Consider the following 23,008-nt stretch of genomic DNA (forward strand, 5'->3'; position numbering starts at 1 on the left):
TAAAATCGCTTTCAAACACTTTACAAAATTTTTATAAGGAGATTTTTGCAAATGAACAATCAGGATATTGCAAAAAAAGTCATCGAAGCCCTTGGCGGACGTGAAAATGTCAACAGTGTTGCCCACTGTGCGACTCGTCTACGTGTCATGGTCAAAGATGAAGGGAAAATCAATAAGGAAGTGATTGAGAACTTGGATAAAGTTCAAGGAGCTTTCTTTAACTCAGGTCAATACCAAATCATCTTTGGTACTGGTACAGTAAACAAGATGTACGACGAAGTCGTTGCACTTGGTTTGCCAACATCTTCTAAAGAAGACATGAAAGCAGAAGCTGCTAAACAAGGAAACTGGTTCCAACGTGCTATCCGTACTTTCGGTGACGTCTTCGTGCCAATCATCCCAGTTATCGTAGCGACTGGTCTCTTCATGGGTCTTCGTGGTCTCATGAACGCTCTTGGGATGACACTTCCAGATGATGTGAAGATTTACTCAGAAATTCTTACAGATACAGCCTTCATCATCTTGCCAGGTTTGGTTGTATGGTCAACCTTCCGCGTATTCGGTGGTAACCCTGCTGTTGGTATCGTCCTTGGTATGATGCTGGTTTCTGGTTCGCTTCCAAACGCTTGGGCAGTAGCATCAGGTGGTGAAGTAACAGCTATGAACTTCTTTGGCTTCATTCCTGTTGTTGGTTTGCAAGGTTCCGTTCTTCCAGCCTTCATCATTGGGGTGGTCGGAGCCAAGTTTGAGAAAGCTCTCCGAAAAGTGGTTCCGGATGTCTTGGATCTCTTGGTAACACCGTTCGTGACACTTTTGGTCATGTCTATCCTTGGACTCTTTGTCATCGGACCAGTCTTCCACGTTGTTGAAAACTACATCCTTCTCGGAACAAAAGCAATTCTTGCTTTGCCATTTGGTCTTGGTGGTTTGGTCATCGGTGGGGTTCACCAATTGATCGTCGTATCAGGCGTGCACCACATCTTCAACTTGCTTGAAGTGCAGTTGCTTGCTGCTGACCATGCCAACCCATTCAACGCTATCATCACTGCAGCGATGACAGCTCAAGGGGCTGCAACTGTTGCGGTTGGTGTTAAAACGAAGAATCCTAAACTGAAAACACTAGCTTTCCCAGCTGCTCTTTCTGCCTTCCTCGGTATTACAGAGCCTGCTATCTTCGGGGTAAACTTACGTTTCCGTAAACCATTCTTCCTTTCATTGATCGCTGGTGCCATCGGTGGTGGATTGGCTTCTATCCTTGGACTTGCTGGTACTGGTAATGGTATCACCATCATCCCTGGTACAATGTTGTACGTTGGTAACGGTCAATTGCTTCAATACCTTCTTATGGTAGCTGTATCATTCGTTCTTGGTTTTGCCCTTACTTACATGTTTGGTTACGAGGACGAAAAAGAAGTTGCTTCTGAAGTAGCGACAGAACGTTTGGTTCAAGAAGAAACAACTGGTAACATTCCAGTAGCTCCTCAAAATGAAACAATCCAAACTCCAATCGTTGGGGACGTAGTTGCTCTTGAGAATGTTAATGACCCAGTCTTTTCAAGTGGTGCAATGGGACAAGGGATTGCAGTGAAACCAAGCCAAGGCGTGGTTTACGCACCAGCTGATGCAGAAGTATCGATTGCTTTTGCTACAGGACATGCTTACGGTTTGAAGACAGCAAACGGAGCTGAAATCTTGATCCACGTTGGTATCGATACGGTGACTATGAACGGTGAAGGATTTGAACAAAAAGTTTCTCAAGGCGACAAGGTTAAAGCTGGTGATGTTCTTGGAACCTTTGACTCAAACAAAATCGCTGCTGCAGGTCTTGATGATACAACAATGGTTATCGTTACAAACACGGCTGACTACGCTTCTGTGACACCAGTCGCAAGTGGTTCAGTTGTCAAGGGCGACGCGATCATCGAAGTGAAAGCCTAATCCTCTTCAAAAATCAAATCTAAAAACAAAACGAACAAATATCATGTTTGTTCGTTTTTACTTGGATGGTAAGATTTACAGAGGAAAATCTAAAATATAGAGAAATCTAGACTTTCAAAATATGCTATAATAAAGAAAATAAAAACAAGAGGTTTATCATGACAAAATTATATGGAAGCTTAGAAGCGGGCGGTACAAAGTTTGTCTGTGCTGTCGGTGATGAAAACTTTAATGTTGTGGAAAAAACACAATTTCCAACAACAACTCCTATCGAGACTATCGATAAAACCATCGAATTCTTTTCAAAATTCGATAATCTTGCAGGCCTTGCTGTCGGTTCCTTTGGTCCGATCGATATCGACAAAAACTCAAAAACCTATGGCTTTATCACAACGACTCCAAAACCTCACTGGGCAAATGTAGACCTACTTGGTGCCCTACGTCGTGCCCTCAACGTACCCATGTATTTCACCACTGACGTAAATAGCTCTGCCTATGGTGAAGTGGTTGCTCGTAACAATGCTGGTGGCCGTATCGAAAACTTGGTTTACTACACGATCGGTACAGGGATTGGTGCAGGTGTTATCCAACGTGGTGAGTTTATCGGTGGTGTGGGTCACCCTGAGATGGGTCACTACTATGTGGCTAAACACCCAATGGATGTAGAAAAAGAATTTAACGGCGTCTGTCCATTCCACAAGGGCTGTTTGGAAGGCTTTGCGGCTGGACCAAGTCTAGAAGCTCGTACAGGTGTTCGTGGCGAAAACATCGAACTCAACAGCTCTGTCTGGGATGTTCAAGCCTACTATATCGCTCAGGCTGCGGTCAATGCTACAGTAACTTTCCGCCCAGACGTGATCGTCTTTGGTGGTGGAGTCATGGCACAGCAACACATGCTGGACCGTGTACGTGAGAAATTTACAGCTCTTCTAAATGGATACCTACCAGTACCAGACGTACGTGACTACATTGTCACTCCAGCGGTTGCTGGAAATGGTTCTGCCACACTTGGGAACTTTGTCCTTGCTAAGAGTGTCGCAAAATAAAACAAAGAAAACATCCGCTTGGGCAACCAAACGGATTTTTCTATTCTCAAAACATCTGCCAGAAGAAATCAATGATATAAGTCAAACCATAAGTATAAACCACTAGGGTAAAGGGCTTGGTCAAAATGATAATAATCATATAGCGCTTGAAGGTCATCTTGGTCAGGGCGGCCAGCATACACAGAAAGTCAGCCGGGCTAACTGGCCAGATCATCATAAAGATAAAGAACCGCTCGAAACGATTGCCCTTATCTAGCCAACCGATGTACTTGTCATAGGTGCGCTTGCTGACGACCGACTGGACAAAGGCAGCTCCATAGAGACGGACGAGGTAAAAGATAATGGCACAGCCAATCACGATGCCGATATAGTTATAGATAGTCCCGATGATGTGGCCGTAAATAAAGACCCCAGCCACTGAGGTCAAAGCTCCCGGAATGATCGGAACAACGGTTTGTAGGATCTGTAAAAAGATAAAGAGTGGTGGCCCCCAAACCCCAGCTTGCTGGATAAAGGCCGATAGGGTTTCCTTGGACTGTAACACTCCTGCCTGATAGGCCCAAATACAGAAAATCAAGGTGCCGACTCCCCCGACGATAGATGAAATATTGATGACTTGCTGTAGAAGGGGAGAAACAGCTTTCATTTGCTTATCCTGTGACATGTAAACTCCTCATAGATAGTATGATTCTACTATACCATATTTTGTGGAGAAAAACTATCTGGATTATCTGACTGGAGAAATAAGTGTGGTAAAATGAGAATAAGAAAAAGACGGTATAGGAATGAGGGGTATCATGTTAGGTTTAAACTTTAAAGGAAGCTGGCGCCAATATCAAAAACAGGTCTTGGATCGTTTTCAGGACTATCAAGCAGACGGTCATGTTCATCTAGTGGCCGCTCCAGGGTCTGGAAAGACCACCATTGGTATCGAGCTAATCGCTCGTTTTGGCAACCCAGCCCTCATCTTAGTTCCGACTGTCACTATTCGTGAACAATGGGTAGATAGGATTCAAACAGCTTTTCTAGAGGATGGTCAGAGGCTTTCAGACCTCGTTTCCCAAAACTTAAAGGAGATGAAGGCATTAACGATTGTGACCTATCAGGCTTTTCATAGTGCCATGAACCAACTTCAATCACAAGAAGATGGAGAAGCAGAGGATTTTATGGGGTTTGATTTGCTTGCAAGCCTAAGAGCTCAGAAAGTTGCGACTCTTTGTTTGGACGAATGCCACCACCTGCGCAATGAATGGTGGAAAAGTCTGGAAGCCTTTCGCAAGCAGTATGAACCGCTGCAAGTCATCTCCCTGACAGCGACACCACCATATGACAGCGAGCCTGAACTCTGGGAACGCTATATCCGTATGTGTGGGGAGATCGATCAAGAAATCACGGTACCTGAACTAGTAAAGGAAGACACTCTTTGCCCTCATCAGGATTTTGTCTATATGTGTTCACCAACAGCTGAAGAGGCGGAACGTCTCAAATAGTTTGAGGAGACTAAGTGGGACTATATTCATCACCTTATAGTCGATCCTGATTTTCAAACATTTGTAGCAGGGTCTAAAGTCCTCAAAGGGGATATTTCATCTGATTTGCTCTTAGAAGATCCCAAGTACTTGTCTGCTATGTTGATTTATATGCATTCTCAGGGGTTAACGATTCCTCCCTCTTTACAAAATTTACTGGGAACCCAGAAGCTTCCAGCATTGACCTCATACTGGCTGGAGACGCTGTTGCAGAGCATACTCTATCAGACAACAGATTGGTATGAGGATCCAGATGGATACAGGAAAAAGTTAGAGGCTGACTTGAAGGCGCGTGGGTTGGTGGAAAAACGTCAGGTTTATCTGGTTAAGTCCAAGGCTTCCGAGCAGCTTTTAACCCAATCTCTGGGGAAGTTGTCTGCCATTGCCGATATCTTCTGGGCAGAGTATGAGAGTCTAGGTCAGGAACTGAGACAGTTAGTACTAGCTGACTATATTCGCAAGGATTTTGCCACCTATCTGGGAGATAATCAGGCAACCATTTCTCAGTTGGGGGTTCTCCCTTATTTTGAAAGCATTCGTCGAAAAGCTCAGGAACAAGAGATAACTGTGTCTTTGGCTGTCTTGTCAGGTAGTGTCGTTATTTTGCCTACCGATGTGGCAGCAGAGTTGAAGGAACTCTTGCCTCAGGTTCCTCTTAGTTTCTCATCTATTGGTCACTTGGATCCAAAAGATTATGTGCAGGTTGGTTTTCCGAGCTCAGCTAAGGGAATCGTAGCGGCAGTGACGGAGCTTTTTCAACGAGGCCGGATTCAAGTCCTAGTCGGAACTAAATCTCTCCTTGGAGAGGGTTGGGATGCTCCTTGTGTTAATTCCCTAATCCTCGGAAGCTTTGTGGGGAGCTTTATGCTGAGTAACCAGATGCGAGGGCGTGCCATTCGTATCTGGTCGGGACATCCAGAAAAGACCAGCAACATCTGGCATCTGGTAGCCGTTCAAGCGCAAGCACTTATCACTCTTCATGGTGAGGAGACTAGACCAGAGAGCAATCAGGATCTGCAAACCTTGTCGCGACGGATGGAGCATTTTCTTGGATTGGCTTATAATCAGGAGAGTATTGAGACTGGTTTGGATCGTTTGGATTTTCCAAAGCCCCCTTTTAAGAAAAAGCAAATTAGTGAGTACAATGAGCGAGTTAAGAGTCTCTCCAAGGATCGAGCAGGCTTGAGACAAAAATGGCAGGAAGCTCTTGTTGTAGCGGATCAGTTCGAGATAGTTACAGAAGTCGCAACTCAAAAACAGAAAATCCCAGTTATGCTCTTGCTTGATGCATTAAAATGGGTTCGCATGTCATTGCTCTTGTTTGCAGTGGATTTGTTGGTCTTGTTATTTAGATTGAGATTGATCGGTGTTTGGTGGCTTACGACAGCCTGTCTCCTCTTTTTGGCCTTTGCATCTTGGCGCTACCTCCGCTATAAGAGTACCTATAAACGTTTGCAATCTCTGGGTGAGCAGATCCGAAAGGCTCTGCTAGATTCGGGGTATCTAACGGATGATCAATCCCGTGTTCAGGTAGAGGAGGACAAGGAAAACTACATGGTCTTTGCCTATCTCAAGGGAGGTAGTATGAGAGATAAGGAATTGTTTGCGCAGACTGTGGGAGAGTTCTTTGCTCCAGTGGACAACCAGCGTTATCTCTTGAAGGCAGAGAAAGTCCGACAAGGTCAGTCACCTTACTATGCCGTGCCTAGTCTTTTTGACAAGCGCAAGGAAGAAGCACAGAAATTCCTTGACTTTCTGAGGCCAACTATCGGACGCTATCACCTCGTCTATACACGAACAGAGGCCGAACGGAAAATCCTTCTCGAAGCTCGTATCCAAGCTCTCTCTAACAAAAACGACCGTACCTTGACTAAGAAGAAGGTTAAAAGCCGGTTGGAGTAGGGGCGGTAAAATATTACCCCTCTAGAAAATAAAAAAGCAAAGGGAGAAAATATGGCAGATACTATTCTAATCCTGGGTAATGGTTTTGATATTGCTATGGATCGAAAAACAAAGTATACCGATTTTATTGACTTTGAAAAACAATTATTCTCTAATCCAAATGAGGAGTTACTGGAGTTCCTAAAAGTTAAAAATATAAGGATTGAGAAATACAAAGATAATCTATGTTTGAGATTTATTAATGAAAACGAAGAAACTCTAGGGATAAATTGGTCGAATATTGAACTCATTATTTCAAGACTTTTAGATGCTATTATATATTTTAAAAACAACAGTGATGTGTTATTTGAAAGTATTGGCTATTTTGGTACTTATGAATTTGATAATGTTTTATTAGATAGAAGTAATTATATTGCAAAATATTATGTTGTTAAAGTGATTGCGGAGAATTTTGGTCAGATTGAGTTTGATAATAAACAAAAAGAGCTACTAATAGAGAAACTTGATGAGTTATTTCTTGATCAACTTGATTTACTAATTGAACTACTAGAAATCTATCTGTCGTATTTAGATTATATAGATTTTGAGATTCGAGGAATTGAAGCAAGACCAACAGCTTTGGATGCAATACGTTATTTATCACATACCTATGTTTTAAATTTTAATTATACCAATACTTCAGGATATCTATTTGAAACTTCTGATATGCTAACTCATTTTATACATGGCCGAATTGATTTAGAGAGAACTTTCGGTCGCATCAATACTATGGTCTTTGGAATAGAAGATAAAGAAAATGATGTTAACAGTGATTTAATTCCTTATCAGAAGTATTACCAAAGGGTCGTTAAAGAGACAGGAAATGAATTTGAAGAATTTTTCCAACCAAGGTACAGGGATTCAGATGAGGAAGTATCAATATTGATATCCAAAAATATAATTATTTTTGGTCACTCTGTTGACCCATTGGATAAAGAGATATTTCAAAAATGTTTTGAATTAGCAGAGAAAGGTGAGTATCTATATCGGTTTATTTTCACTTATTACGATGAATCAGCTAAACGTTCAATTATTAAGAATCTCGCAATCATCCTTGGGAAGGAAAAACTGATAGAGTTAACAGGAAAACGAAATGTTGTATTTATAAAGAGTGATGATAAGGATAGTATGAAAGAAGTACTACTGCCTTAATAAAATCAAAAAAATAATTGAATTCATAGAGTACAATTATAAAATCATATTTTAAAAATAGTTTATATCCCACTCGTCCTCCCTAGGTCGAGTGGTTTTTCTTGAAATATGATAAAATAGAAAAGATAATACATTAATTAAGGAAAGTAAAAATGGCAAGTAAAGAAAATGCAGAACGTAAGGAGCTGCATCGTAAAATTTGGGCGATTGCGGACGATGTGCGTGGGGCTGTAGATGGTTGGGATTTTAAGCAATATATCCTAGGAATTCTGTTCTATCGTTTTATTTCAGAGCACATGGCAGACTATTTTGACCGTGCTGAGCATGAGGCTGGTGATTTAGAATTCCGTTATGCTGACTTAAGTGACCAAGAAGCTGAGCAAGATTTCAAACCAGGGACAGTTGAGGATAAGGGTTTCTTTATCCTTCCAAGTCAATTATTTGAAAATGTCGTCAAGAACGCGTCACAAAATGAAAATTTAAACGAGGACTTAGCCAATATTTTCCAAGATATTGAAAAATCAGCGATTGGGTTCAAATCAGAGGACGATATCAAAGGTTTGTTTGATAACTTGGACACACGAAGCAATATCCTTGGTGGAACTGTTCCAGAAAAAAATAAACGCCTTTCTGACATTCTTAATGGTATCAATAGTATTAACTTTGGCAATTTTGAGGAAAATGACATTGATGCCTTTGGTGATGCCTATGAGTTCTTGATTTCCAACTATGCCAGTAATGCAGGAAAAAGTGGGGGTGAATTTTTCACACCACAGACAGTATCTAAACTGTTAGCTCGCCTAGTCATGGTTGGAAAAGACAAGATTAACAAGGTCTATGACCCGACATGTGGTTCTGGCTCTCTCCTTCTTCAAATGAAAAAACAATACGAAGACCATATCTTGGAGGATGGTTTCTTTGGTCAGGAAATCAATATGACCAACTACAACTTGGCTCGTATGAATATGTTCTTGCACAATATCAACTACAATAACTTTGATATTAAGCGAGGAGATACCCTCTTAAATCCTCAGCATCTGGAAGAAAAGTCATTTGATGCTATCGTTTCTAACCCTCCGTATTCTGTTAAATGGGTGGGAGATGGAGATCCAACTCTGATAAACGATGACCGTTTTGCGCCAGCTGGTAAGTTAGCACCCAAGTCAAAAGCTGACTTTGCCTTTATTATGCATAGTCTCAATCATTTGTCCAATAAAGGTCGAGCAGCTATTGTTTGCTTCCCAGGCATTTTCTATCGTGGAGGTGCTGAAAAGACCATTCGTCAGTATCTGGTAGATAACAACTTTGTTGAAGCGGTTATTGCCCTTCCAGATAATCTCTTCTTTGGCACTTCTATCGCAACTACGATTTTAGTTCTGGCGAAGAATAAACTTGAAAATAAAACCCTCTTTATTGATGTGAGTAAAGAATTCAAAAAAGAAACCAATAACAATGTTTTGACAGACAGTAATATTGAGCATATTGTTGAATTGTTCACTAATTATCAAAGTGTAGACTATAAAGCAGCTCTTGTTGATAATGAAGTGATTGGCTCAGAGCAGGATTATAACCTGTCTGTTTCAACTTATGTTGAACAAGAAGATACTCGTGAGAAGATTGATATTGATTTGCTTAATAAAGAAATTGCTGAGACTGTTACTAAGATTGATTACTTGCGTGCAGAGATAGATAAGATTGTAGAGGAACTTAGCCATGGCAAATGATGTGATTCTCTATAGAACAGATGACGGGGAGTCTGCTATTGAACTTCACTTGGATAATGGAACAGTCTGGCTGACCCAACAAGAACTAGCTGAGCTTTTCCAAACTTCTAAGCAAAACATTAGTAAACATATAAAGGCGATATTTGAAGATGGTGAGTTGGATGAAACAGTGGTTGTCAACTATCAGTTGACAACCACTCGTCACGGTGCAATAGCTGGTAAAACTCAGTCAAAAAAAGTCGCCTACTATAATCTCGATATGATTTTAGCGATTGGTTATCGTGTGCGTTCTCCTCGTGGAGTCCAGTTTAGACACTATGCTTCGACAGTCTTGAAAGAGTATCTGATTAAAGGCTTTGCTATGGATGATGAGCGCTTGAAAAACTTGGGTGGAGGCTCCTACTTTAAAGAACTCTTGGAAAGAATCCGAGACATCCGCTCCAGTGAAAAAGTCTTTTACCGTCAGGTTTTAGATCTTTTTGCGACATCAAGTGACTACAATGCAAACTCACCAGAGGCAAAGAAATTCTTTGCGACGGTTCAAAACAAGATGCATTATGCCATTCACCACAATACTGCGAGTGAACTCATTTATAACCGTGTTGATAGTGAAAAGGAGTTTATGGGCTTGACCACTTTTAAGGGCGACCTCCCTACTCTATCTGAAGCAAAAGTTGCCAAGAACTATCTGACAGAAAAGGAACTCCGTGGGCTTAATCAGCTTGTATCAGGATATCTAGACTTTGCTGAAAGACAGGCAGAGCGAGAAGAAGTCATGACTATGGCGGACTGGGTGACGCATGTAGATCGTATCCTTCTAGCTACTGGAGAAGACTTGCTGGACAATAGTGGTTCTATCTCTCGTGAACAGATGAAGCAGAAGGTAGATAAGGAATATAAGAGCTACCAAGCTAAGACCCTCAGTCAAGTTGAAAAAGATTACCTCAAGGAAATCAAAAGTATTGAAAATCTAGCCAAGGAAGAAGGTAAGTGATGAACATCCTAGAAGAAATCCCAAACTGCCCTGTTGAGTGGAAAGAGTTGGGGGAAGTGTGTGATACGGTAACAGATTTTACGGCAGCAGGCTCGTTTGCTTCAAACGCAAAAAACGTCAAGTATATTCTAGAAGCTTCTTTTGCTCAGCTTGTCAGAACAACAGATTTAAAAAGTGGATTTAAAGGAAATAATTTTGTTTATGTTGATGAACATGCCTTTAACTATTTATATAGAGTAAATCTAGATCAAGAAAGTTTGGTTATGCCTAATGTTGGTAATTGTGGAGAGATTTATTACATAGAACCTGAAAATTTACCATACGAAAATAATGTTTTAGGACCAAATGCTTTGTTGGTTAGAAGTTCTAAAGAAAATAATCGCTACCTATTTCATCTTTTTCAATCTGGACAATTTCAGAATGAGTTGGCGAAAATAACTTCTAATACCGGACAGACCAAGTATAATAAGACAAATTTGAAAAAAATTAGAATTCCAATCCCACCACTAGAAATTCAAGAAAAAATCGTGCAAATACTTGACAAAATGACTGGGTATGTTACAGAATTGACCTCAGAATTGACCTCAGAATTGACCTCACGTAAAAAGCAATATTCTTATTATCGAGATACACTCTTATCATTTGAGGATGAGGTTTATCAGGTTGAGTGGGAAGTACTTAAAGATGTTGCTACATTGAAGAATGGGAAAGATTGGAAAACTCTTCCAAATGGAGAAATACCAGTATATGGCAGTGGTGGAGAAATGGGAGAGTTTGTTGCAGATTATTCTTATGACAAACCAACTGTTTTGATTCCTAGGAAAGGTTCTATTTCTAATTTATTCTATTTAGAAAAAGCTTTTTGGAATGTTGATACAATCTACTATACAGAAATTGATGAAAATAAGATTATTCCAAAGTATTTTTATTATTATTTAACGACTGTTAATTTAGAGGAAATAGCAACTAATCCAACAAGACCTAGTTTAACTCAAGCTATTCTTGATAAAATCAAAATCCCAGTCCCTTCCCTCGAAATCCAATCCCGTATTGTTCAAGTTCTAGATAACTTTGATACGGTTTGTCATGACCTAAACATCGGACTTCCCAAGGAGATTGAACTTCGTCAAAAACAGTATGAATATTTTAGAGAAAAACTCTTGACATTCGTCGCCGAAGGCGAGTACACTGAGAGTAGAGTAGAGGAGTGGGACAACTCCGCTATTATCAAACTTTTACAGTGGGTATTTGGCCCAATTCGGGTGGAATTGGGAGCTATAGGAGACATTATTCGGGGGAATGGGCTTCAGAAAAAAGATTTTCAAGACGCAGGCGTTCCTTGTATCCATTACGGACAGATATATACATACTATGGAATTGAAACAGAGGTTGCAAAATCATTTGTTAATATTGAATTGTCCCAAAAACTTAAGAAGGCAAAAAATGGTGATTTGATTGTAGCGACGACATCTGAAAATATTGAGGACGTTGGAAAAGCTTTAGTCTGGCTTGGTAAAGATGAAGTTTGTATTGGCGGCCACTCATGTGTAATTAGAACAGAGCAAAATAGTAAATATTTAGCCTACTTTTTTAGAACTAGCTATTTCCAAAACCAGAAGAAAAAAAGAGTCTTGGGAACTAAAGTGATTGAACTTTATCCTAAAAACCTTGCAAAAATTCAAATAATATTACCTCCTTTATCAACACAATCTCAAATTGTCACCGTTCTTGACAATTTTAACACCTTAACAGACTCTCTTTCTGAAGGCCTCCCAAAAGAAATCGAACTAAGACAGAAACAGTATGAATACTGGCGAGAACAATTATTAAACTTTACTAGATAAACTCTTTAATCATTTTGAGAAAGAATCTCAATTAAAACAAAAAGGAAGCATACTATGGTTGATTATTCAAAAGTACATGAAGTAATTGCGGAAACAAATGAAGGGATTCTCTTGGCTGAGTATCAACCAGAGTATCGCACGGATAGAGAATATCAGACAGAGGCTGATTTAGAAAATCAGTTAATTTCTGATTTGGTGAATCATCTCAACTATGAACGCTTAAATATTCATACTCCTGAAGAACTCTTAGCAAATGCCAAGGTGCAAATTGAAAAACTTAATAAGGTGACTTTTTCGGATGCTGAGTGGGATCGCTTTGTAATGGAGTATTTAGACTGTCCCAATGAAGGATTAGTTGAAAAAACTCGAAAAATCCAAGAAAATCATATCTATGACTTTGTCTTTGATGATGGGCGGATTAAAAATATTTTCATCCTTGACAAGAAAAATATTCACAACAACAGCATGCAGGTCATCAACCAAGTGACGCAAGTGGGGAGTCATACCAACCGTTATGATGTCACCATCTTGGTAAATGGACTTCCTTTAGTTCAGATTGAATTAAAGAGACGTGGAGTTCGTCTGCAAGAAGCCTTTAATCAGCTTCACCGTTATAGTAAGGAAAGTTTCAATAGCGAGAATTCTTTGTATAAGTATATTCAGATTTTTGTTATTTCCAATGGGACTTATACACGTTACTTTGCAAATACGACTGCTCAAAATAAAAATCACTATGAGTTCACCTGTGAATGGGCAGACCGCAAAAATAAAACAATTCATGACCTGGAAGACTTTGCTGTTACCTTTTTGAGCAAACGAGTTCTTTTAGAAGTTTTAACTAAGTATTGTGTCTTTGATGCTGATAATACCTTACTCATCATGCGCCCATATCAGATAGCTGCAACAGAGAGTATTTTACGAAAAATTCATTCCACAAATGAAATGAAGAATTTCGGTACGATTAATGCTTGTGGCTATATCTGGCATACGACGGGTTCTGGGAAAACTTTGACCAGCTTTAAGACCGCTCGTTTAGCAACGGAGTTGGACTATATTGATAAAGTGATTTTTGTGGTGGATAGAAAAGACCTTGACTATCAGACCATGAAGGAGTATCAAAAATTCCAACCAAATTCAGTCAATGGTAGCAACAATACCAAAGAACTCCAACGAAGTATCGAAGAAAATGATGATCGAATCATTGTCACAACTATTCAAAAGTTAAACAAGTTTATCACAGCAAATCCAAATCATGAAGTCTATGCTAAGAAATGTGTCTTGATTTTTGATGAGTGTCACCGCTCCCAGTTTGGGAAGGCGCAAAAGCGTATCAAAAAAGCTTTTAAACAGTATGCTTTATTTGGATTTACAGGTACTCCAATTTTCCCAGAAAATAGTTTAACGGGAGAAACAACTCAAGAGGTTTTTGGTGAACAGCTTCATAACTACGTTATCACAGATGCTATTCGAGATAAAAAAGTGTTGAAGTTCAAAGTCGACTACAACTATATCAAACCTGAAATTAATAAGTATAGGGAAGCTGAAAAAACAGTTGGCCGAGAGCTAGATGAGAAGAAACTCAAAAAGATGGAGAAGGAACTTCTTTTGCATCCTGAACGGATTGCAACCATTACAGAGTATCTTTTAAGAGTCTATAATGATAAGACGCATCGGAGTAAATATTACACTCATAAACAAAAGAAGATGCAAGGTTTTAATGCTATGCTGGCTGTACAAAGTATTGAAGCAGCAAAATTATACTATGAAGAACTCCAGCGACAACAGGCAACTCTACCAGAAGTTAAGCGTTTGAAGGTCGCTACTATCTTTAGCTTTGCGCCTAACGAAGAACAGTCAGCTTATGGAGAGATTCAAGATGAAGAGCTAGACCCTCAAGATACAGCCATGCCTCGTTCGTCTAAAGAGTTTCTTTCTAAAGCAATCTATGACTATAATCAAATGTTCAAGACCAACTTTTCGACTGATGGGAAAGAGTTTCAAAATTATTATCGAGACCTTTCTAAACGAGTTAAGTCTAAGGAAGTGGATTTATTGATTGTAGTGGGAATGTTCTTGACGGGATTTGATGCGCCGACCATGAATACTCTCTTTGTCGATAAAAACCTACGTTATCATGGTTTGATTCAGGCTTTTTCGAGAACCAATCGAATTTTTAACGAGGTCAAACCCTTTGGAAATATTGTTTGTTTCCGTGATTTAGAAAAGGCTACGCAAGAAGCTATTAAGACTTTTGGAGACACAAATAAGCTTGAAATCATCTTAGAAAAAAGCTTTAGTGAATACATGGATGGTTTCGTTGACCAAGTAACAGGTATTGAGGTCAAAGGCTATACTGCGGTTTGTCAGGAAATTCTGGAAAAATTCCCAAAGCCGCAAGAGATTGAAACAGAGCACGATAAAAAAGAGTTTGTTAAGTTATTTGGTGAGTTGTTGAAACTTGATAATGTTCTTCGAAATTATGATGAATTCCAAGAAATTGACAAACCAATTTCAGAAGGTTATCTTCAGGATTTAAGAAGTGCCTATGTGGAAATTCGAGATGAGTTTTTGAACCTTAAAAACTATGAAAAGACTAAGGATTTGGATGTTGACCTTTCAGATGTCGAATTTGAAATTGAGTTACTAAAAACTGATGAGATTAACCTAGACTATATTCTGGCATTGATTGTTGAAAAATCTAAGAATTCTGAGTCTAAAGAAGTAATGAAAGCAGAAGTTAGTCGTGTGATTCGTTCTAGTATCGATATTCGTGCCAAAGAAGAGTTGGTTATTGGATTTATCAATGACACCGATTTGCAAAAATTGAAAGACCATGATGGGATTATCCATGCTTTCTACGAATATGGCAAGGAGCGCAAGAAAATCGCGATTCAAGACCTAGCTGAGGCTGAGAAACTTGTAGATGACTATCAATTGTTTATCGACAAATCAATTCAACGAGGTTATGCTGAAAATAGTGGGACTGATTTGGATTCGATTATTCCACCAACTTCTCGTAGACAGGGAGCGCGTGAACGGAAAAAACAAGAAGTTTTACGTAAGATTCAGTTGTTAGTAGAGACTTATTCAGGTATTTAAGAGGTTGTCGAACAAGATTTATTAGAAAAATCAGACTCTACAAAAAATACTATTTATCCGCTCATATTCCGCTCATTTTTTAGATACAACTTTGTTTCCATATTTCCTGGAAACTGATAAAAAGCAAGGAGAAACATGGAACAAACTAATCAAAAATCCCACTGTCAACAACTCTGGGCTAGAAACAAATACCTCGTTTTGAGCCATTCTAGCAATATTTACAATGAGATTCGCCAATATCTCAAGAATGAAGTGGTGGAGGTCAACCATGTTCAAAAACTGATTGACCGTGCCTGTCAAATCCCAGAACACAGAGGTCAGGTTTGCAATGCCTTTCAGCATATTTGGGGCTATTTTAAAAAGAAAGCGACTGATGCTGAGCGCAAAGACTATATGCTCCTGCTGGATCGCTACCGCTTTGGTCAGGCTTCTAAGGAAGACTTGATTTCTAAGACTCGAGAGTTGCTGGAACGCTATCCCAATACCTACTTGCAACATTCGACTTTACTGAAAGGAGACTCCCATGAGACTTTGGCATGAGGATTTGATTTCACAACTTCCTCGTCCTCAGCTCCTAGGGCAACACCGAGAGTGCTGCGCCCTGCGTGGCAATGGTTGGGGCAAAAAACATGCGACTGTGGACTATGTCTTTACTCACTCGCCCTATCATCTCTATGCTTATCATCGCTTGATCATGAAGGAGATGGCTGACCGTGGCTACAATGTCAGTCCAGAGTGGCTGGACAAGAACTACCGTGGCAAGATCTGTCACCCTTATCAAGACTTGCCTGAGGAAAAGTTGGGGACTCCCATCTATAGTGAGCATGATTCAGCCTACTACGAGGAGTGTCTGGCTAATCTCCGTGAGAAAGGCATTGAGTTGGTGTAAGAGTCAGGAATAGCTCCACATTATAACTCTTCTCATAATTTTTTCGAATAATAAAAATGAGACCTTTAGAATGATTCTAAGGTCTTCTTTTTATGAGTGTTGGGATTTACTTTTAATAACTTTTGAGTTATAATTTGTTTAAAAAGCCAAGCGTGAACTGAAGGACATAAAAGAAAGAGGGTTAAGTGATGAAGAATAGTGCCATTGGAAGTAATTGGAAGGATGTCCGAACAGAACTCTTTACCAAGGAAGAAATTCTTGAAAGTGATATGCGAGTGGCTATTATGAGTGAGTTGATTGAGGCTAGACATGAGCAAGGTATCAGTCAGAAAAAGCTAGAGGAACTCAGTGGGGTAAGCCAGCCTGTCATAGCTAGAATGGAAACAGGAAAGACTAGTCCTCAGTTGGATACGGTCTTGAAAGTCTTAGCCAGTTTAGGAAAGACACTAGCAGTCGTCCCACTTGAACAGGAAAAAAGTTGATAGAGATGAGATTACTTGGATTTCTAAAATCATCCACAGGGGAATTTTACCTCCCGTCCGCACTTTTTCAGGGAAATATCAGAATTACAAAAGAAAACCAACCTATAGTCTTTTCTAATAACAAGCCATAGTCACTGATGAGAATCGTCAATAGCTCGTTTGAGCATTCCAACTAAAATACAGCCACCAAACAAGCTATACAAAGGATTTGAGACGCTGGTCTCAAGTCTTTTTCTTTTGACCAAAAGAGTGATATAGTTTCAAACTATATCAAAGCCTAATTATTTACAATTATACAGACAGTTTCTTTTCTGTTAAGATAGTTTCAACAACAAATTTTGGAGGACACATCATGTCAACTACGATCATCGGTTTCCCTCGTTTGGGCGAATTCCGCGAATTGAAATTTACAACTGAAAAATACTTTAGAAAAGAAATCTCAGAAGAAGAACTACTTGCAGCCGCAAAAGAATTGCGTGCAAAACACTGGAACATTGTCAAAGAAAAAGGCATCACTGAAATCCCATCAAATGATTTTTCTCACTATGACAACTTCCTTGATGCAGCTTTCCTCTTCAACGTGGTACCTGCTTCAGTTCAAAATTTGGACTTGTCTGACCTTGAGCGCTACTTTGCTTTGGGACGTGGTTACCAAGGAGAAAAAGGAGACGTGCGTGCCCTTCCGATGAAGAAATGGTTCAACACCAACTACCACTACATCGTGCCTAAATTTGAAAAAGACACTCAAGTTAAATTGGCTGGTCACAAGATCTTTGATGAGTTCCAAGAAGCAAAAGAACTTGGTCTCAACACTCGTCCAGTCCTTGTAGGTCCATTCACTTTCCTTCAATTGTCAGACTTTGAAGAGGGCGTGAAAGCAGAAGATTTCGTAGACAGCTTAGTGGCTGCATACCAAGAAGTTTTTGCTAAATTGGCGGAACTTGGTGCGACTCGCATCCAACTCGACGAAGCGGCTCTTGTCAAAGATTTGACAGCTGAAGAAAAAGCTCTCTTCTTGAACCTCTACAACAAACTCTTGGCTGACAAAAAAGGTCTTGAAGTCTTGCTTCAAACTTACTTCGGTGACGTTCGTGACGTCTACACTGATCTTGTAAACTTGCCAGTAGATGCCATCGGTTTGGACTTCGTTGAAGGTAAGAAAACTCTTGAACTCGTTAAAGGTGGTTTCCCAGCTGACAAGACTCTCTATGCAGGTATCGTCAATGGTAAAAACATCTGGCGCAACAATTACGAAAAGAGTTTGGCTGTTCTTGAGCAAATTCCAGCTGAAAACATTGTCTTGACAAGCTCATGCTCACTTCTTCATGTGCCATTTACAACAGCTAACGAAGAATTTGAGCCAGCTATCTTGAACCACTTTGCCTTTGCAGTTGAAAAATTGGAAGAACTTCGTGACTTGGATGCTATCCGCAATGGTCAAGGTGCAGAAGCACTTGCAGCTAACAAAGAACTCTTTGCGACTGAGCGTGTTGGTGAAAATGCAGAACTTCGTGCGCGTATCGCTGGATTGACAGACGCTGACTACACTCGTTTGCCAGCCTTTGCGGAACGTGAAGCCATCCAAGAAGAAGCTTTCAAACTTCCAGCACTTCCAACAACAACCATCGGTTCATTCCCTCAAACTAAGGAAGTTCGTGCTAAACGTTTGGCCTTCCGTAAGGGTGAGTTGTCACAAGAAGAATACGATGCCTTCCTTGCTGAAACTATCGACGAATGGATCAAATGGCAAGAAGAAGTTGGATTTGACGTGCTTGTACACGGTGAGTTTGAGCGTAATGACATGGTTGAGTACTTCGGTCAAAACTTGTCAGGTTACCTCTTCTCTAAGAATGGTTGGGTACAATCATACGGTATGCGTGGGGTGAAACCACCAATCATCTGGGGTGACGTGACTCGTCTTAACCCAATTACTGTCAAATGGTCTAGCTACGCACAAAGCCGTACTGACAAACCTGTTAAAGGTATGTTGACTGGACCTGTTACCATCCTTAACTGGTCATTCCCACGTGAAGACATCTCAATCAAGGACTCAACTCTTCAAATCGCTCTTGCTATCAAGGATGAAGTTCTTGACCTTGAAGCTGCTGGCGTGAAGATTATCCAAATCGACGAGGCTGCTCTCCGTGAGAAATTGCCACTCCGTCGTAGCGACTGGTACGAAGACTACCTTGAATGGGCTATTCCAGCCTTCCGCTTGGTACACTCTACAGTTGCGCCAGATACACAAATCCACACTCACATGTGTTACTCAGAATTTACAGATATCATCCCAGCTATCGACAACATGGATGCGGACGTGATTTCCTTTGAAGCAAGCCGTTCAAACCTTGAAATCTTGGACGAACTCAAAGCGAAAAACTTCCAAACAGAAGTGGGACCTGGGGTTTACGATATCCACTCACCTCGTGTGCCAAATGAAGGCGAAATCGACCACACAATCGATGCTATTCTTGCTAAAGTACCAAGCAAGAAAGTTTGGATCAACCCTGACTGTGGTTTGAAAACACGTGGTATTCCAGAAACAAAAGAAAGCTTGATCCGCCTTGTCGAAGCAGCAAAAGCTGCGCGTGAGAAATTGTAAGATTAGATTTCTCGCTTGACACTGTTTGATCAAGGAACTGCTTGGACCTAGCTGGCTCAGCAATCATGAAATCAAAAAGAAAAGGATAATGACTATGTCACGCCAAACTCCGTCACTTTCATTTGAAGTGTTCCCTCCAAACCCAGCAGTGGGTAATGATAAAATTATTTCAGCCTTGCAGGATATGCGGGAGCTGACACCGCACTTTATCAGTGTGACCGCCAGCAATAATAAATTTAATATCAAGGAAACAACGGTTCGTTTGGCTGACTTTATCCAGAATGACTTGGCGATTCCTACTATTGCCCACTTGCCAGCTATCTATCTGACCAAGGACAAGGTTGCAGAAACCATTGCGGACTTGGATAAGGTTGGGGTACAGAAAATCTTGGCCTTGCGTGGGGATATTATCCCTGATGTGGAACCGCAAAAGGATTTCCGCTACGCAACAGATTTGATCGAGTTCATCAAGGAACAAGCCCCTCACTTTGATATTATTGGAGCTTGTTATCCTGAAGGGCATCCTGACTCGCCAAATCAGATCTCAGATATTCAAAATCTCAAGAAGAAAGTGGATGCAGGCTGTTCAAGCCTTGTAACGCAACTTTTCTTTGATAATGAGCGCTTCTACGATTTCCAAGACAAGTGTACCTTGGCAGGGATTGATGTTCCTATTCATGCGGGGATCATGCCTATTCTTAACCGTAACCAAGCACTTCGTCTTTTGAAGACTTGTGAAAATATCCACCTTCCACGTAAATTTAAGGCCATCTTAGACAAGTATGAGCATGACCCTGAGTCGCTCAGAGCAGCAGGACTTGCCTATGCAGTGGATCAAATCGTGGACTTGGTAACCCAGGATGTCGCAGGTGTGCATCTCTACACCATGAACAATGCTGAAACAGCCAAATACATCCACCAAGCAACCCACGCCTTGTTTAATCATCAGTCTTTAGGATAATAAAAAGCAAACCATTCTTCTCAGGTGAGGGGAATGGTTCCTTTTTAATAGAAAAGCCCGCACTTTTTAAGAAAAATATGATAAAATAGACTCTGTACGTACTTGATACAAAGATGAGGGTATTTAAGTTTTAAAGGCTTTGTCGATTCTCAATTTTATGATAGAAATTTTTTCATAATTTGTTCTTTTCAGTATTTAGTTTGAGCGACACGAACGAGTCAAATCGATGTTATTTGACGAGAGAGTTAGTAAAGCATTTAGCTAATCGCCTAATAGCGATTAGCGTGAAAGGATTAGATGCTTTAGCATCAAACCTTTCTAATGATTTGTATCTTGAAAGTTGAACACGGGCTAAATCCCTAGTGAAAAAGATAGATTTCCTGGTGTGTATCGCACACTGCGTCAATTTATGCTATCATGAGTAATTGAACCCGGCCGAAAAGCTGTGTAAAAAAGATAAACTGTCTTGTCTTCATCGAAGACTTCGCCAGTTTCCTATTTTTACTTTGCTTTTTGTGACCTTAGTATCTTGATCTTTGTAGGCAAGGCGTATAATTTCATCAATCCAAAGGGGATTAAAATGACAAAACAAGTGTTTCAAACGACTTTTGCGGGTCGTGAGTTGATTGTAGAGACTGGTCAGGTTGCTAAGCAAGCAAATGGTGCAGTTGTCGTGCGTTACGGTGAGTCAACTGTCTTGACTGCGGCCGTTATGTCTAAGAAGATGGCAACTGGGGATTTCTTCCCTCTTCAAGTCAACTACGAAGAAAAAATGTATGCGGCTGGGAAGTTTCCTGGTGGCTTTATGAAACGTGAAGGACGTCCTTCAACAGATGCAACTTTGACAGCGCGTTTGATTGACCGTCCAATCCGTCCTATGTTTGCGGAAGGTTTCCGTAATGAAGTCCAAGTCATCAACACGGTCCTTTCTTACGATGAAAATGCCTCTGCTCCAATGGCAGCTATGTTTGGTTCATCCTTGGCACTTTCTATCTCAGACATTCCATTTGACGGACCAATCGCTGGGGTACAAGTGGGTTATGTTGATGGCCAAATCATCATCAACCCAAGTCAAGAACAGGCAGAGCAATCGCTTCTTGAATTGACAGTAGCTGGGACCAAACACGCTATCAACATGGTTGAGTCTGGTGCCAAAGAATTGTCAGAAGAAATCATGTTGGAAGCCCTTCTGAAAGGACACGAAGCTGTTAAAGAATTGATTGCCTTCCAAGAAGAAATCGTTGCTGCTGTTGGTAAAGAAAAAGCAGAAGTGGAATTGCTTCATGTGAATGCGGACTTGCAAGCTGAAATCATCGCAGCCTACAATAGTGACCTCCAAAAAGCGGTCCAAGTAGAAGAAAAATTGGCTCGTGAAGCTGCAACTCAAGCAGTTAAAGACCAAGTGACTGCTGTTTACGAAGAAAAATATGCAGACCACGAAGAATTTGACCGTATCATACGTGATGTGGCTGAAATCTTGGAACAAATGGAACACGCAGAAGTGCGCCGTTTGATCACAGAAGACAAGGTGCGTCCTGACGGTCGTAAGGTCGATGAAATCCGTCCTTTGGATGCGGTTGTCGATTTCCTTCCTCGTGTGCATGGTTCCGGTCTCTTCACTCGTGGGCAAACTCAAGCCCTTTCAGTCTTGACCTTAGCCCCAATGGGAGAAACTCAAATCATCGATGGTTTGGATCCAGAGTACAAGAAACGCTTTATGCACCATTATAACTTCCCTCAATACTCTGTAGGGGAAACAGGTCGTTACGGTGCACCAGGTCGTCGTGAAATTGGTCACGGTGCTCTCGGTGAGCGTGCCCTTGCTCAAGTCTTGCCAAGTTTGGAAGAATTCCCATACGCTATCCGCTTGGTAGCAGAAGTCTTAGAATCAAACGGTTCTTCTTCTCAAGCTTCTATCTGTGCGGGAACGCTTGCCCTTATGGCTGGTGGTGTGCCAATCAAGGCTCCGGTAGCTGGTATTGCCATGGGACTTATCTCAGATGGAAATAACTACACTGTATTGACAGATATCCAAGGTTTGGAAGACCACTTTGGAGATATGGACTTTAAGGTTGCGGGTACTCGTGACGGGATTACAGCCCTTCAAATGGATATCAAGATCCAAGGGATTACTGCAGAAATCTTGACTGAGGCCCTTGCTCAAGCCAAGAAAGCGCGTTTTGAAATCCTTGATGTGATTGAAGCAACCATTCCAGAAGTTCGTCCAGAATTGGCTCCAACTGCACCGAAAATTGATACTATCAAGATTGATGTGGACAAGATTAAGATTGTCATCGGTAAAGGTGGAGAAACCATTGATAAGATTATCGCTGAAACAGGCGTTAAAATCGATATCGACGAAGAAGGAAATGTATCTATCTACTCTAGCGACCAAGATGCCATTAACCGTACCAAAGAAATCATCGCTGGCTTGGTTCGTGAAGCGAAAGTGGATGAAGTTTACCATGCTAAGGTTGTTCGTATCGAGAAATTTGGTGCCTTTGTCAACCTCTTTGATAAGACAGATGCACTTGTGCACATTTCTGAAATGGCTTGGACTCGTACCAACCGTGTCGAAGACTTGGTAGCTATCGGTGATGAAGTCGATGTTAAGGTTATCAAGATTGATGAAAAAGGCCGTATCGATGCCTCTATGAAAGCCCTTCTTCCTCGTCCGCCAAAACCTGAGCATGATGAAAAAGGTGAAAAGTCTGAGCGACCTCACCGTCCACGTCATCACAAGGACCATAAACCTAAGAAAGAATTTACAGAAACACCAAAAGATTCAGAATAAGAAAAGGAGAAAT

Annotated in this window: 14 protein-coding genes and 1 pseudogene; 14 read left to right on the forward strand and 1 reads right to left on the reverse strand. The window is 40.7% G+C overall.

The annotated features are described in order from the left end of the window. Positions 1-51: 51 nt before the first annotated feature. Both A0739_RS06030 and scrK read left to right on the forward strand, forming a co-directional pair. Positions 52-1,938: a sucrose-specific PTS transporter subunit IIBC gene (locus A0739_RS06030; RefSeq protein WP_061587386.1), complete on the forward strand. Its 1,887-nt coding sequence runs from the start codon at positions 52-54 to the stop codon at positions 1,936-1,938. Between the two features lie 158 nt (positions 1,939-2,096). Then, positions 2,097-2,984 carry a fructokinase ScrK gene (gene scrK / locus A0739_RS06035; protein WP_000164292.1) on the forward strand — a complete coding sequence of 296 codons (888 nt, stop codon included), beginning with the start codon at positions 2,097-2,099 and terminating at the stop codon, positions 2,982-2,984. A 46-nt stretch (positions 2,985-3,030) separates the two neighbouring features. Here the strand turns inward: scrK and A0739_RS06040 are convergent, their stop codons facing one another. Next, the gene (locus A0739_RS06040) at positions 3,031-3,648 is read right to left on the reverse strand and encodes a TVP38/TMEM64 family protein (protein WP_000076176.1); all 618 of its coding nucleotides are present in this window, start codon (positions 3,646-3,648) and stop codon (positions 3,031-3,033) included. Positions 3,649-3,781: 133 nt separating this feature from the next. Here A0739_RS06040 and A0739_RS06045 point away from each other — a divergent pair. The 12 genes and pseudogenes from A0739_RS06045 (at position 3,782) to pnp (ending at position 22,995) form a co-directional block, all read left to right on the forward strand. Continuing rightward, positions 3,782-6,415, forward strand: a pseudogene (locus A0739_RS06045) (DEAD/DEAH box helicase family protein). Between the two features lie 51 nt (positions 6,416-6,466). Continuing rightward, a complete protein-coding gene (locus A0739_RS06050; RefSeq protein WP_061587387.1) occupies positions 6,467-7,606 on the forward strand; it encodes an AbiH family protein in 1,140 nt (379 codons plus the stop codon). Positions 7,607-7,758: 152 nt separating this feature from the next. Beyond that, a complete protein-coding gene (locus tag A0739_RS06055; protein WP_061587388.1) occupies positions 7,759-9,330 on the forward strand; it encodes a type I restriction-modification system subunit M in 1,572 nt (523 codons plus the stop codon). Continuing rightward, on the forward strand, positions 9,320-10,324 hold the full coding sequence (locus A0739_RS06060; RefSeq protein WP_061587389.1) for a virulence RhuM family protein: 1,005 nt from the start codon (positions 9,320-9,322) through the stop codon (positions 10,322-10,324). Before A0739_RS06055 ends, A0739_RS06060 begins: the two co-directional genes overlap by 11 nt. Then, the gene (locus A0739_RS06065) at positions 10,324-12,168 is read left to right on the forward strand and encodes a restriction endonuclease subunit S (protein WP_082243818.1); all 1,845 of its coding nucleotides are present in this window, start codon (positions 10,324-10,326) and stop codon (positions 12,166-12,168) included. Before A0739_RS06060 ends, A0739_RS06065 begins: the two co-directional genes overlap by 1 nt. A 54-nt stretch (positions 12,169-12,222) precedes the next feature. Continuing rightward, a complete protein-coding gene (locus tag A0739_RS06070; RefSeq protein ID WP_061587390.1) occupies positions 12,223-15,267 on the forward strand; it encodes a type I restriction endonuclease subunit R in 3,045 nt (1,014 codons plus the stop codon). Between the two features lie 135 nt (positions 15,268-15,402). Next, positions 15,403-15,807, forward strand: a complete 405-nt coding sequence (locus A0739_RS06075; protein ID WP_061587391.1) for a YbgA family protein — start codon at positions 15,403-15,405, stop codon at positions 15,805-15,807. Continuing rightward, positions 15,791-16,156 (forward strand): TIGR02328 family protein, encoded by a 366-nt coding sequence (locus A0739_RS06080; protein ID WP_049489548.1) that lies wholly within the window; start codon positions 15,791-15,793, stop codon positions 16,154-16,156. The genes A0739_RS06075 and A0739_RS06080 overlap by 17 nt, the downstream gene beginning before the upstream one ends. A gap of 188 nt (positions 16,157-16,344) precedes the next feature. Next, positions 16,345-16,638, forward strand: a complete 294-nt coding sequence (locus A0739_RS06085; protein ID WP_000797751.1) for a helix-turn-helix domain-containing protein — start codon at positions 16,345-16,347, stop codon at positions 16,636-16,638. 352 nt (positions 16,639-16,990) lie between these two features. After that, positions 16,991-19,240, forward strand: coding sequence for a 5-methyltetrahydropteroyltriglutamate--homocysteine S-methyltransferase (gene metE / locus A0739_RS06090; RefSeq protein WP_061587392.1), 2,250 nt, complete (start codon positions 16,991-16,993; stop codon positions 19,238-19,240). Between the two features lie 94 nt (positions 19,241-19,334). Further along, the gene (gene metF, locus A0739_RS06095; RefSeq protein WP_002877494.1) at positions 19,335-20,201 is read left to right on the forward strand and encodes a methylenetetrahydrofolate reductase [NAD(P)H]; all 867 of its coding nucleotides are present in this window, start codon (positions 19,335-19,337) and stop codon (positions 20,199-20,201) included. Between the two features lie 580 nt (positions 20,202-20,781). Then, positions 20,782-22,995: a polyribonucleotide nucleotidyltransferase gene (pnp, locus tag A0739_RS06100; protein WP_061587393.1), complete on the forward strand. Its 2,214-nt coding sequence runs from the start codon at positions 20,782-20,784 to the stop codon at positions 22,993-22,995. The last annotated feature ends 13 nt before the right edge of the window (positions 22,996-23,008 follow it).

It is taken from the genome of Streptococcus oralis (assembly GCF_001588645.1).
Taxonomy (GTDB): Bacteria; Bacillota; Bacilli; order Lactobacillales; family Streptococcaceae; genus Streptococcus; species Streptococcus oralis_AB.